Origin of the sequence: Fervidobacterium nodosum Rt17-B1, from assembly GCF_000017545.1 — a bacterium.
Lineage (GTDB): Bacteria > Thermotogota > Thermotogae > Thermotogales > Fervidobacteriaceae > Fervidobacterium > Fervidobacterium nodosum.
In genome coordinates, this window is record NC_009718.1 from 1,634,646 (window position 1) to 1,647,262 (window position 12,617).

Below are 12,617 nucleotides of genomic sequence, written 5' to 3' on the forward strand. Positions count from 1 at the left end.
TATACCTCCTCTAATTTATCTAAAGGTTATATTAAATATCCACCGCTGTCTATAACAGTGTTAGCTGAAACAATTTTATCATTACCAATAACAACATTCTTACCTATTTTGCAGTTTTCTTCCACTATGCTATCCATTCCTACAACAGTTATAGGAGAGTTATATACCTTTTTATCGTATTTGCTCTCTGCAAAATGCCCGACTCCTATTTTACATCCATCTTTTATTATTGTGTTTTCCGCAATGATTGCATCTTCAATAATAACATTTTTCCCAACTTCTACTTTTGTCATTATTACGCTATTTTTTACTATTGCTCCTTCGTCTATAAAAACTCCTTGTGAAATTACACTATTTTCTACACTGCCGTATATTTCACAGCCTTCACTGATGATGGAATTTCTAACATTCCCATTTTCTGAAATGTAAGCTGGATTCATTTCCTCTGAACGAGTGTAAAATCTCCAGTTAGGATCGTGTAGATTGAAAGGAGGTATTGGTCTTACAAGTTCAAGATTGGTTTCCCAGTACGATTGTATTGTTCCAACATCTTGCCAGTAACCTTCGAATGGATATGCATAAACTTTTCCAGTTGAGAGTATTTTGGGTATTATATTTTTTCCAAAATCGTGATCGCTTGAATTGTCTTTAGAATCTTCTATGAGTACTTCTTTTATAAAATTCCAGGTGAAGACATAAATTCCAAGTGAGGCAAGGTTAGATTTTGGATTTTTTGGTTTCTCTTGAAATTCGATAATTTTATTTTCGATATCTGTTACCATTATTCCAAATCTATGTGCTTCTGTTATAGGTACCTCCATGCAAGCGATTGTAGCTAAAGCACCTTTGGATATATGGTAGTAAACAAATTCACTGTAATCCATTGAATATATATGATCACCAGACAATACTACAATATACTCAGGGTTGTATTCATCTACAAATTCAATGTTTTGATAAACTGCATCAGCTGTTCCTTTGTACCATACGCTTTCTGTAAGTGTTGAATATGGTTGAAGTATAGTAACACCGCCACCTTTTCTATCAAGGTCCCAAGGTTTACCTATGCCGATATGCTTATTTAAAAGGTGTGGTCTATACTGAGTGAGGACACCTATTCTATAAATACCAGAATTAACACAATTACTTAAAGTAAAATCTATTATTCTATATTTTCCACCAAATTGAACTGCTGGTTTGGGGATTTTCTCGGTCAATACTCCAAGTCTGGTTCCTTGACCACCTGCAAGAATCAATCCTATAACGTTTTTCATATATCTCCCCCCTTTAAACAACCATCCATTTTTCCAAAATGACAGGTTCAAAATCGCCAACGAGCATTTGTTCTGCACGTATCACGCAGTTCTTGTCTATTATCGCATTCTTTACAAAAGCGCCTTCTTCAATTACTGTATCTTGCATTATTATTGAATTTTCTACTCTTGCACCAGATCTAATAACGACTCCCCTGAATACTACAGAATTTTTAACACTTCCAGATATAATACAACCATCGGATATTATCGAGTTTGAAACTTTGGCTGTGCCTGTAAATTTTGCTGGTGGGTAATCTTTAAGTTTTGTATATACTTTACCATTTTTTAAGAATAACTCTTCCCTAATTTTTCTGTTGTTTAAAACTTCCATGTTTGTTCTATAGTATTCATTTATTCCTTTTTTTACATTACGCCAGTAGCCGTTGAATTCATATGCATATACCCTGAGTTTTTTTAGATTTGGGACTATAACATCTAAGAGTAAATCGTATTTACCTGCTGGGACAGTATCGTATAGTAAATCTAATAGAAGATATTTGTTTACGAAATAAATTCCCAAAAATGCTTTTCTTGAAGGAGGATTTTCTACCTTTTCGTGTATCTCTACTATGCGACCGTCACTTTCTGTGACAACAAAACCATAATCTTTGTAATTATATGTGTCATCTAATTCTTTTACTAGTAAAGTAACATCTGCGCCTTTTGAAAAATGATAGTTGAATAAATCGTTGTAAAGCATTTTATATATATGATCACCTGAACCAATTAATACGTAATCTTCATCACCACGCCTTAGCATAGTTGTATTTTGGAATATGGCATCAGCGGTACCACGATACCAATACTCTCCAGTCATGCTAAGATACGGTTGGAGTATGTACAAACCGCCATGTTTTCTATCAAGGTCCCATTCTTTACCCGAACCTAAATGGTCCATAAGACTTCTGGGATTATATTGTGTTAGAACCCCAACTTTGTATATTCCAGAATTAACCATGTTACTCAATGTAAAGTCTATAGCTCTATATTTTCCGAAAACTGGCAAAGCAGCACTTGCCCTTTTGTAGACAAGTTTTCCAAGAGCTTCACTTTTCCCTCCAGCTAAAATAAGCCCCAAAACTTTCATTTGGGTTCACCTTCTTTCTTTGGGTTTCTACCCACGTATAAATAACAAAAATAACAACATTTAGCGTTTTACTATGTTAGTACCAGAGCTTGTACCAACTCTTGTTGCGCCGGCTTTTATCATATTTATGGCATCTTCGTATGTTCTAATTCCACCAGATGCTTTTACTTCAATCTCGCCATCTACTGCCCAATACATTAATTGTACATCTTCAACTTTTGCTCCAGCTGTTCCGAAGCCAGTCGATGTTTTTACAAATTTCGCGCCAGCAAGTTTTGAAAGTACGCAGGCCGCAACCTTTTCTTCGTCTGTCAAATAGCATGTTTCTATTATTACTTTTACAGGTACTTTTGCGGCATCGACAACAGCTTTGATATCGTTGTAGACATATTCATAATCCTTTTCTTTTAGTTTGCCAATGTGTATCACCATGTCAACTTCTTGTGCACCATTCTCGACTACCCATTTTGTTTCAGAGACTTTTGAAGCGGTACTTGTGGTTCCAAGCGGGAAACCAACTACTGTAACTGTTAAAACGCCACTGCCTTTTAGAATATCAGAAGCAAGAGGAACAAAAGATGGATTAACACAAACTCCTTTGAATTTGTATTCAAGTGCTTCATTGCAAAATTGCCTTATATCATCAGATGTGGCAGTTGGTTTCAAATTTGTATGGTCTATATATCGATTTATGTTTAGATTATCTAAATCAATACTCAATGTTTTTGGCTGATAATCTTTCAGAAATTTTTCTATCTTTTCTTCTACAAATTTAACAATATCCATAATTCTCATTCTCCCTTCACTTTTTTATTTCCTAACTTTATATCTTCATCTGTTATATTTTAGATATTCCTTAATCCTTTTTTGTGTTTCTTTTTTCTTTATTTCTTCTCTCTTATCATAGCTTTTCTTGCCTTTTGCGATTGCTATTTCGACTTTTACTTTTCCCTGATTGTTGAAGTATATTTTTGTTGGTATGACAGTATAGCCTTCCAGTTTTAACTTGCTCCAAATGCGATCTATTTCCTTTTTATGTAAAAGTAATTTTCGTGGTCTTTCTGGATCGTGATTGTAAATGTTACCGTGTTGGTATGGCGGAATATGAAGATTTAACAACCAAATCTCTCCTTCTTTAACTCTGCAAAAAGAATCTTTGAAGCTAGCACCGTGTTCGCGCAGTGATTTGACTTCTGTTCCAACAAGCACGATTCCAGCCTCATATGTTTCATCGATTATATAATCAGTATAAGCCTTTTTATTCGTAGCTATTATCCTCAAGTGAAATCCCACCCTACATTTTCATAATGCTTTATATTTCCATTAATTATTTCAATTACGTCTATTTGTGAAATTTTGTAATTTTTATTTTTGAGATAAAATTCAAGATAAAACTCAGCGCTCTTAACTATCTTTAAATATTTTTTATCGTCCACTCTTTCAGATGGTTGTATTCTTATTCCTTTTCCCGATTTGACTTCTACAAAAATAATAATGTCTTTTTTATTGGCAATTATATCGATTTCTCCGTAAGGAGTTTTAAAATTTTTTTCAAGGATCTTATATCCTTTTTCTTTTAAATATTTTACGGCTAATTCTTCTGCGATTTGCCACTCTTTCTTATTCCAGCTTTCTGAATTATTGCTTGATTTTTTAATGTGTTTAAACATATTAACCATATATTCCCGGGACTTTTATAAGTCTATCGACTTTTTCAGGGAAATTTTCGATGATTTCATTTATATTTTCATTTGTTGTTGGATTTGCTATTCTTGGTTCAAAAGGTTCTTCAATTGGAGTGTACATAGGTTCGATATTTTCGGTGTTAACTTCTGAAAGTATCTCAAAGTAGTCAATGATTTTTTGCAAGTCTTTTTTTAATTTTTCCGTATCTGAAACTGTTAATCTTGAAAGCTTTGATAGATGATCGATAAGTTTATCATCTATTTTTATTGACATTTTTAAGTACCTCCTTTAGATGTTTCAAATCATCAGGACTATTTACTATTTCACTAATAGTTTTTTTATTTTGCTCAGCAACTGTTTGATAAATCTCTTGCCGGTATATTTTTACATTTGTTGGTGCTATTATTCCTATTTTTACAGTTCCGCTTTCTATTTTTAAAACTTTTACTTCGATATTATCACCTATAATTATACTTTCTCCAATTTTTCTCGAAAGAACCAGCATCTAATCACCACTTTTCAAAAATTATTTCAATTCATCATTATTGGTATTAGGGGAAATTATTGGATATTTCAAGTCGTAATTTTCTAGTATTATTTGCATGCCAATGCCTGATTTAAGATTAATAATTATCGGTGCTCTTAAGTTAACTGTAGCTTCTTGAGGTTTGCCAAATGGTATCGTAACAACACTCCAAATAACTATATCACTAGGATCTTCTACACTAAGTATTTTAAGTTCGTCTTCCGAAAGTTCTATTTCATAATCCTCTTTGATTAGCCATGGATCAATGATTGGTAAAGCGATAGTTTCATCTTCTAAGCTTACCAACCAAAATATTGGTTTAGTTTCTTCAAGTGATATGACAGCAAATTTTTTAAGACTTTCAAATCCTGGAATACCGTTAGGGAATGTTATGATTTCATTATCTTCTAATTCAAATTCTCCTAATCGTGTTTTGTACATGTGGACCACTCTCCTAAATTATAAAAAATTATAATATAGTGCTTGATATCAGTGTTTATTGTTTTATAATTTCAACAATTTTTTGATGGAAGTTTTCACCATAATCTGGGTCTTCGAAGAGTTCGTGATACCCTCCTTCAAATTCTTCTATATACTTGTTAGTTTTTAATTCTTCGTAAAATCTTTTCGCACCTTCTGGAGGTGTAACTTTATCCTCTGTGCCTATTAGTATGCTTGTCGGGCATACTATTCTTTCAGCTTGTTGATGAGCTAATTCAACATTTTTTAACATGCTCTTACCAAGTTTGATAGAGATTCTATCGTGAACAAATGGATCGGATATATATTTTTGAACAGCTTCTTTGTTTCGTGAGAGTAAATTTGGATCTATTCCGTTGCTAACCGTCAAAGAAGGCATAATTATGGAAAAAATGTTTACCATTACTTTTTGTGAAGTTTTTGGTTTAAGATATAATGCTGGCGAAGAAACAATTAATTTACTTACTTTTTGAGGTCTCGTCTCAGTGTAGCGAATGCTTATTAACCCTCCGAGACTATGGCCAAATAGTATGAAGGTATTTATATCTTTTGTAAGTTCGTCTATTAAATTTAATATTTCTTCTATTGAAGTATGACCACGTTTTCCGGAACTTTTACCGTGACCTGGCAAATCAAAACCAACAACACCGTAACCTTCTTTCGTAACTATATTAATCAATTTTTCGTACCGACCTATATGCTCGCCCAAACCATGTACAATGACCACCCAACCATTAATTGGTTCTCCCCTTCTGAATGTGTAAATCAAAATACTCCCCCCTAAGAATATTTACTCAAGAAGATTTACTATAAATTTTCATCTTTTTCGTTTTGGAATAATTGTGTTCCAACAGATCTTTTTACATCTGTTATCTCTATTTTGTATTTCTTATCGAACAATCTTGTTAGTAAGAATCCTGCACCAGCAAAACCTATTCCTACAGCAAATGATATAATATCGCTGAATTTCATTAAATAGCTAAGTAAGACGCCAGTTATAAAACCAAGTAGCGGAATTCCATAAACTATTAACGAAAGCACAGCTTCGTTGTACTTTAAATCAACAACAACAATATCTCCTGGTAATATTGGTAAAAGTTCTGATTTTATGGATTTTTTCTGAATTTTTATATCTTTTTCGTTTCCTTTTACTGAGCATGTTCCTGAGAGTGCACAAGCGGAACAAGTTGCTTCGTTTACCATTAAAGTTAAATATACATACCTATCATCAACATTTCTTACTTGCATTAATTCTTTCATTCTTGTTCTCCTTTCAAAAATCATTCAACCATCATTAAAAATGGGTAATGTGGTTGACCACCATCAAGAAATTCAATTTGGATATTCGGATATTTTTTCTTTGTGTATTTTTCAACGATACTCTGTTCTATTGGGGTGGCATCTGAGCCTATAAATACAGTGAGTATTTCTCGTTCCTGTAAATTACACTTTTGGTATATCTTATCAAGGACATTCGCCAAGTTTCTGTGATGTGCTACAAGCTCTTTCCCAATAAATCCAAGATATTCGTTTTTCTTTATTTTTTCTCCGGCATATTTTGAATCTCTAACCGCTATGGTTATTGAAATCGCTATAGTTTTCGCTATACTTTCACTTATGCTTTTGACTATATCTTCAATCTCTTCGCCTGTTCTATAAATCATTGCCATTATATTTTCCTGTACATTTCTTGATTTGATTACATAAACCTTTATACCTTCACTTTCAGCAACTTTAGAGGCTTGTTCTGCGGCGAGTATGATATTAGCATTGTTTGGGAATACTATTACGTTTTCTGCGTTGACTCTCCTAATTCCATTCAATATATCCGCCATGCTGGGATTCATTGATTGCCCACCGGATATGATTTCATCTACTCCCAAGTCTTTGAGTACTTTTGATAACCCATTACCCGGTGAAACTGAGACGAAACCGATTTTTTTCCTTTCTTTTTTTGTATATTCTCCTACCACATGTTCGTGTTGCATCTTCATATTGTCTATTTTAACTTTTACAAGGTCACCGTACTCAAGGAACTTTTCAATTACACTACCTGGATTATTTGTGTGAACATGCAATTTTATTATGTCATCTTGCACAAAAAATACCACAGAATCCCCGATTTCGTTTAAATATGATTCCATTTTTTGCTTATCGTCTTCGTTTATTTTTTTCCTAGATTGCAATATAAGCTCTGTACAATATTGGAACTTAAGTTCTTCAAGAGCTATTGATATTTCATCAGCTGGCCTCGTTTCTACTCCCTCAAGGTTTATTTTTTTATCACCAAGAATATACATTTTAAACCCTTGAATAATATAGTAAAGTCCCTTAGCTCCTGCATCAACAACATTTGCTTCTCTTAACTTTGGAAGCAGAGAAGGTGTCTTTTTAACTGCATCGAATGATATTTCTTCCATTTTTTCAAAAAGCTCTTCAAAACTTTCAAGTGTTGATAATTCCTTCGAATGCTCATCTAAAATTCTGACAACTGTGAGAATAGTCCCTTCCACTGGTCTCAAAACAGCTTTATACGCAATTTCTTTAGCGCCTTTTATGCCTTTGACGAAATCTGAAACTGTTAATTTGTTTTTTTTATCTAAAGTCTCACAAAAACCTCTAAATATTTGAGAGAGTATAACACCTGAATTTCCCCTTGCTCCCATCAAGGTGCCCTTTTTTATGGCATCAAGTACGTTTTTTAACTTTGTGTCAGTTATGTTTTCAAGATACTTACATGCCTCAAGCATTGTTGAGCTCATGTTTGAGCCTGTATCACCATCTGGCACAGGAAATACATTAAGTGCGTTAATTTCATCCCTATGAGACAACAAATTTTCGGCACCTTTCATAAAGATGCCTTTCATTTCTGCACCATTTATTACTGTCGTCAAATTACCACCTCATTTCGCTTACCATTATTACTTCACACCTATGATGTGAACGTTGACGTCTACGTTCTCACAATTCGCTAAATATTGCAGTTTGTGCCTTACGTTTTCTTCGATGTTTCTTCCTACCTCTGTTACCTTTGTGCCGTATTCTACCTCGACAAAAATATCAATATTTATGTGGCCGTATTCATCTTCTTCGACTTTTATCTTTCCTTCTTCAGAAGAAAACCATTTCGAGAACCAATTATCTGAACCTATACTTATAGGTCCGTAAGTTTCCATAACTGCTAAGTATGTCAATTTTCTTAGCGCATTAACTGTTATTTCAACTTCACCGTATTCTGTTTGAAATTTCATAGTCTTTTCACTCCTTTCAAATCGAATTTTTCTACGTATTTTTCAACATATTTTTTAATGCTTTCACTATCTAGTCCAACTAACTTGATGAGTTCATAGCGGGTACCATGAGTTATAAATTCGTCTTTAATGCCTATATTTTTAATCTTTACATTGGTAATTTCATCAGAAAGATTTTCGTTGATATAACTTAGAACACTTTCTCCAAAGCCACCATTAATCATACCTTCTTCAATTGTGAAGATAAAACTATGATTTGAAATTATTTCTTTTAATGACTCTTCATCCAGGGGCTTCACACTTCTAACACCAACTAATGTCCAATTTTTTTCTTTACACATTTCTATATACTCTTTTGTGAGTGTTCCAACACTTAACAGTGCTATATCTTTTCCACTGTTAATATATTTCCATTTAAATGGACTTTCATATTCTATTTTACCATAAATTTCGTCTAAATTTCCAAATTCTACATCGCGTGGGTACCTTATTGCGATAGGGCCGCTGTATTTATTGCGTTGTTTAATTATTGTATACAACATATTAGCCAAATCTTTTGCATCAATCGGGGTTAATATTTTCATATTTGGGATTGATTTTAAATAACATATATCAAAAACACCGTGGTGAGTTGGTCCATCTGTTCCAACAAGTCCTGCTCTGTCTATTGCGAATAAAACACTTAAATTTTGAAGAGCTATGTCGTGAATTATTTGGTCGTACGCTCTTTGCAAAAATGTCGAATATATAGCAACAACGGGTTTATACCCAATTGTTGATAGACCGCCAGCGTATGTAACAACTGACTGTTCGGTTATTCCAAGGTCTACAAACCTGTCTGGAAATTCTTTTGAAAATTGTGTTAAACCTGTGCCATCAGGCATCGCGGCTGTAAGTGCAACCACCTTGTCGTCTTCTTCAGCTATCTTAATCAATGTTTTTCCAAAAACCTCACTATATGAGTATGAATTCTCTGGTTTTTCAAAGTATCCAGTATCGGGATCAAATTTTTCCACACCATGGTATTTTGTTGGATTAGCTTCTGAGTAATGGTAACCTTTCCCTTTTGTTGTAAAAACTGTGAGAACTGTTGGATAAGGATATGCTTTTATTTGTTTTAGAGCCTCTTCAAGTGTTCTTATATCATGGCCATCTATAGGACCGAAATGTTTAAGGCCTATTGATTCGAAGAAGTCTTCACCAACTAATGCTACTTTTAGCGCTTCTTTTATCTTTTTTAATTCAAATTCGACTCCTTCATTCATACCTTTTTTTATTCTTTCTTTTAATGTTATATATAACTTGCTGGTTCTTAGTGACTCAAGAAGTATAGATAAGCCGCCGACGTTCTTTGCTATACTCATACCATTTGAATTTAATATTATTTTTATTTTCGAATTTTGACTCTTTACTTGATTTAAAGCTTCAAGAGCTTGTCCACTTGTAAGTGCCCCGTCACCAATTACAACAACAACATTGGCTTCTTTTTTCGATAAATTAAGTGCTTTTTCGATTCCTAATGCAGCTGCTATAGAAGTACCAACATGCCCAGCGCCGAATCTATCAACTGAATCTTCGAATATATTAGTAAATCCGGAGATACCTCCGAATTTCCTTAATGTTTTGAATTCTTCCCAACGACCAGTTAACAGTTTATGAGTATATGCTTGATGACCTGTATCCCAAATTATATAGTCTTCAAATGGATCAAAGACACGGTAAAGAGCAATTGTTAACTCCACCGTGCCGAGATTACTTGCAAGATGCCCACCGTTTTTTGAGACGACATCTATCATATAATTTCTTATCTTTTCAGAAAATTCATATAGCTCATCGTAATTCATATTTTTTACTTTGTCCAATAATTCTCGTTTCGCTGAGAAATCAAGCATTAATCCACACCTTTCGTATTCTTTTATTTTTGAATTCGCCCACTTTTACTCCATAGGCTTTATTATATCTGTTCCCATATATGGTCTTAGAACTTCCGGTATAGTTATCGTTCCATCTGGATTTTGGTAATTTTCCATTATAGCTACAAGTGTTCTTCCTATTGCTAGTCCTGAACCGTTAAGTGTGTGAACATAGTTTAGTTTTCCATCTTTTGCTCTGTATCTTATATTTCCTCTTCGCGCTTGGAAATCTGTGACGTTACTACACGAGGAGATTTCTTTGTAAGAATTATACGATGGCAACCATACCTCGATATCGTATGTTTTGGCTGCGGCAAAACCAAGATCACCTGTACATAATGTAACTACTCTGTAAGGTAATCCGAGAAGTTGAAGTATTCTTTCCGCGTCTTGTGTTAGCTGTTCCAAATCTTCAAAAGAACGTTCTGGTGTTGTGTACCAAACAAGTTCAACTTTTTCAAATTGGTGTTGTCTTATCAATCCTCTAACATCTTTACCATAGCTTCCTGCTTCCCGCCTGTAACATGGTGTAAATGCTGTATATTTTTTAGGCAATTTATTTTCCTCAAGAATTTCATCTATATGCAGTGCTGCAAGTGAGACTTCCGCAGTTGGAATTAAGAAAAGGTCGTCTCTCTCACATGTGTAAAGTTCTTCAGAGAACTTTGGAAGTTGACCAGTTGCGGTAATTGTTTCTCTTTTTACAAGATGTGGCACATTGACTTCGATATATCCATTCTTTGTATGTACATCAAGCATAAATTGAGCAATTGCCCTTTCAAGTTTTGCAATTGCTCCAAACATAACTGTGAACCTTGAGCCACTGAGTTTTGAACCTCTATCGAAGTCAAGCATGCCAAGTTCAGGACCAAGGTCCCAATGTGCTTTTGGCTCAAAGTCAAATTTTCTTGGTTCTCCCCAGCGTCTTATTTCAACATTCTCTGTTTCGTCTTTTCCTACAGGTACGCTTTCGTGTGGAGGATTAGGAATGTACAATGCGAGATTGTACATTTTCTCTTCTAATTCCTTTTGTTTACCTTCATATTGTGCTATTTCTTCACCTATTTTTTTACTCTCTGCAATGATTTCTTCCGCTTCTTGGTTTTTACCCTCTGCTTTATACCTTGCGACGAGTTTTGAAAGTTCGTTTCTTTTTGCTTTGAGATTATTGACAATGTTTAGTTGATTTCGCCATTCTTTGTCTAAATTAACTATTTCATCAATTATGTCAGTTGAATAATTTCGTTTCTTGAGAGCTTCGTAAAAATGCTGTGGATCTTTTCTTAAAAGTTTTAAATCTATCATTAAATTCCCTCCTCAAATAATTTTTTAATGTTCTCTTCGTATGGTGGATAAACAACACCTTTTTCTGTTATTATGGCAGTTACCAATTCATGGTCGGTCACATCGAAAGCGGGGTTATAAACGTTTACGTTATTTGGTGCAACTCTCTTCCCACCACAAGTTAAAACTTCTTCATGTGACCGTTCTTCAATTGGAATTTCTTTTCCACTTTTTATTGACATATCAATTGTGCTCAATGGAGCGGCAACGTAAAATGGTATACCATGTCTGTTTGCCAAAACAGCGACCATATATGTTCCTATCTTGTTAGCAACATCACCATTTGCAGCTATTCTATCTGCACCAACTATAACAGCATTTATCTTTCCTTGCTTCATAACCCAACCAGCCATGTTATCGCTAATTAATGTTACATCGAAACCATCTTTCATTAATTCCCAAGCTGTTAGGCGTGCACCTTGGAGATATGGTCTTGTCTCATCCGCGTACACTTTAATCTTTTTACCTTGTTCCTTTGCTGCTCTAAGAACACCAAGCGCTGTACCATAATCGACGGTAGCGAGTGCGCCTGCGTTGCAATGGGTTAATACTGTAAAACCATCTTGGAGTAATTGTGCACCGTTTCTTCCTATTGCTTTATTGACTTCAATGTCTTCTTTTGCGATTTTTAATGCCTCATCTTCTAATACTTTCACGAGTCCTTCGTATTTTCCGTGTCGAATTAATCTTTTCTCCATTCGTTCAAGAGCCCAGAAAAGATTAACTGCCGTTGGCCTTGTTTTTGCAAGTGTTTCTTTTACATTTTTCATCTGCATTACCACTTGTTCGTAATTATGACTTTTTTTAAGTATTTCCTTTGCACCAAGAACATAACCGAAAGCTGCTGTGGCACCTATAGCTGGTGCACCCCTAACAACCATTTCTTTTATTGAAAGGGCGACAGCCCTGTAATCTGCGCAAGTCACATAAACTTCTTCAAATGGCAATCTTCTCTGGTCAATAAGTATTAGACTATCTCCAGTCCATTCCATAGTCATTGTTTTAAGTTTCATG

At 34.4% G+C, this 12,617-nt stretch carries 15 protein-coding genes; all 15 read right to left on the minus strand.

The window, feature by feature from the left end; translation table 11 throughout:
- Positions 1-26: 26 nt before the first annotated feature.
- Genes FNOD_RS07845 through mtnA form a run of 15 tightly spaced genes read right to left on the minus strand, consistent with a single transcriptional unit; the run spans position 27 to position 12,616 of the window.
- Complete coding sequence (locus FNOD_RS07845) at positions 27-1,274, minus strand: glucose-1-phosphate adenylyltransferase (protein ID WP_011994653.1); 1,248 nt, start codon at positions 1,272-1,274, stop codon at positions 27-29.
- A gap of 13 nt (positions 1,275-1,287) precedes the next feature.
- Positions 1,288-2,403, minus strand: coding sequence for a glucose-1-phosphate adenylyltransferase subunit GlgD (gene glgD, locus FNOD_RS07850; RefSeq protein WP_011994654.1), 1,116 nt, complete (start codon positions 2,401-2,403; stop codon positions 1,288-1,290).
- Between the two features lie 60 nt (positions 2,404-2,463).
- Entirely contained in the window at positions 2,464-3,189 is a 726-nt protein-coding gene (deoC, locus tag FNOD_RS07855; protein ID WP_011994655.1) for a deoxyribose-phosphate aldolase, read from the minus strand.
- Between the two features lie 45 nt (positions 3,190-3,234).
- Complete coding sequence (gene smpB / locus FNOD_RS07860; RefSeq protein WP_011994656.1) at positions 3,235-3,684, minus strand: SsrA-binding protein SmpB; 450 nt, start codon at positions 3,682-3,684, stop codon at positions 3,235-3,237.
- Positions 3,681-4,073, minus strand: a complete 393-nt coding sequence (locus FNOD_RS07865; RefSeq protein ID WP_238374582.1) for a YraN family protein — start codon at positions 4,071-4,073, stop codon at positions 3,681-3,683. Before FNOD_RS07865 ends, smpB begins: the two co-directional genes overlap by 4 nt.
- 1 nt (position 4,074) lies before the next feature.
- The gene (gatC, locus tag FNOD_RS07870) at positions 4,075-4,362 is read right to left on the minus strand and encodes an Asp-tRNA(Asn)/Glu-tRNA(Gln) amidotransferase subunit GatC (protein WP_011994658.1); all 288 of its coding nucleotides are present in this window, start codon (positions 4,360-4,362) and stop codon (positions 4,075-4,077) included.
- Positions 4,343-4,594 carry a carbon storage regulator CsrA gene (gene csrA, locus FNOD_RS07875; RefSeq protein WP_011994659.1) on the minus strand — a complete coding sequence of 84 codons (252 nt, stop codon included), beginning with the start codon at positions 4,592-4,594 and terminating at the stop codon, positions 4,343-4,345. Before csrA ends, gatC begins: the two co-directional genes overlap by 20 nt.
- Before the next feature lie 21 nt (positions 4,595-4,615).
- Complete coding sequence (fliW, locus tag FNOD_RS07880; RefSeq protein ID WP_011994660.1) at positions 4,616-5,056, minus strand: flagellar assembly protein FliW; 441 nt, start codon at positions 5,054-5,056, stop codon at positions 4,616-4,618.
- A gap of 55 nt (positions 5,057-5,111) precedes the next feature.
- Positions 5,112-5,864, minus strand: coding sequence for an alpha/beta hydrolase (locus tag FNOD_RS07885; RefSeq protein WP_011994661.1), 753 nt, complete (start codon positions 5,862-5,864; stop codon positions 5,112-5,114).
- 38 nt (positions 5,865-5,902) lie between these two features.
- A complete protein-coding gene (locus tag FNOD_RS07890) occupies positions 5,903-6,355 on the minus strand; it encodes a SoxR reducing system RseC family protein (RefSeq protein ID WP_011994662.1) in 453 nt (150 codons plus the stop codon).
- A gap of 20 nt (positions 6,356-6,375) precedes the next feature.
- Positions 6,376-7,989: a DAK2 domain-containing protein gene (locus FNOD_RS07895; protein ID WP_011994663.1), complete on the minus strand. Its 1,614-nt coding sequence runs from the start codon at positions 7,987-7,989 to the stop codon at positions 6,376-6,378.
- 27 nt (positions 7,990-8,016) lie between these two features.
- Positions 8,017-8,346 carry an Asp23/Gls24 family envelope stress response protein gene (locus FNOD_RS07900; RefSeq protein WP_011994664.1) on the minus strand — a complete coding sequence of 110 codons (330 nt, stop codon included), beginning with the start codon at positions 8,344-8,346 and terminating at the stop codon, positions 8,017-8,019.
- The gene (gene dxs / locus FNOD_RS07905; RefSeq protein ID WP_011994665.1) at positions 8,343-10,238 is read right to left on the minus strand and encodes a 1-deoxy-D-xylulose-5-phosphate synthase; all 1,896 of its coding nucleotides are present in this window, start codon (positions 10,236-10,238) and stop codon (positions 8,343-8,345) included. The genes FNOD_RS07900 and dxs overlap by 4 nt, the downstream gene beginning before the upstream one ends.
- 45 nt (positions 10,239-10,283) lie before the next feature.
- Positions 10,284-11,564: a serine--tRNA ligase gene (serS, locus tag FNOD_RS07910; protein WP_011994666.1), complete on the minus strand. Its 1,281-nt coding sequence runs from the start codon at positions 11,562-11,564 to the stop codon at positions 10,284-10,286.
- Positions 11,564-12,616, minus strand: a complete 1,053-nt coding sequence (mtnA, locus tag FNOD_RS07915; protein WP_011994667.1) for an S-methyl-5-thioribose-1-phosphate isomerase — start codon at positions 12,614-12,616, stop codon at positions 11,564-11,566. Before mtnA ends, serS begins: the two co-directional genes overlap by 1 nt.
- Position 12,617 lies beyond the last annotated feature (1 nt).

What these genes read in the sequence shown, in the direction of transcription:
- fliW (WP_011994660.1), bottom strand. Translation starts at nt 5,056, where the DNA reads ATGTACAAAACACGATTAGGAGAATTTGAATTAGAAGATAATGAAATC.
- FNOD_RS07890 (WP_011994662.1), bottom strand. Translation starts at nt 6,355, where the DNA reads ATGAAAGAATTAATGCAAGTAAGAAATGTTGATGATAGGTATGTATAT.
- glgD (WP_011994654.1), bottom strand. Translation starts at nt 2,403, where the DNA reads ATGAAAGTTTTGGGGCTTATTTTAGCTGGAGGGAAAAGTGAAGCTCTT.
- serS (WP_011994666.1), bottom strand. Translation starts at nt 11,564, where the DNA reads ATGATAGATTTAAAACTTTTAAGAAAAGATCCACAGCATTTTTACGAA.
- csrA (WP_011994659.1), bottom strand. Translation starts at nt 4,594, where the DNA reads ATGCTGGTTCTTTCGAGAAAAATTGGAGAAAGTATAATTATAGGTGAT.
- dxs (WP_011994665.1), bottom strand. Translation starts at nt 10,238, where the DNA reads ATGCTTGATTTCTCAGCGAAACGAGAATTATTGGACAAAGTAAAAAAT.
- deoC (WP_011994655.1), bottom strand. Translation starts at nt 3,189, where the DNA reads ATGGATATTGTTAAATTTGTAGAAGAAAAGATAGAAAAATTTCTGAAA.
- FNOD_RS07865 (WP_238374582.1), bottom strand. Translation starts at nt 4,073, where the DNA reads ATGTTTAAACACATTAAAAAATCAAGCAATAATTCAGAAAGCTGGAAT.
- FNOD_RS07845 (WP_011994653.1), bottom strand. Translation starts at nt 1,274, where the DNA reads ATGAAAAACGTTATAGGATTGATTCTTGCAGGTGGTCAAGGAACCAGA.
- FNOD_RS07900 (WP_011994664.1), bottom strand. Translation starts at nt 8,346, where the DNA reads ATGAAATTTCAAACAGAATACGGTGAAGTTGAAATAACAGTTAATGCG.
- gatC (WP_011994658.1), bottom strand. Translation starts at nt 4,362, where the DNA reads ATGTCAATAAAAATAGATGATAAACTTATCGATCATCTATCAAAGCTT.
- mtnA (WP_011994667.1), bottom strand. Translation starts at nt 12,616, where the DNA reads ATGAAACTTAAAACAATGACTATGGAATGGACTGGAGATAGTCTAATA.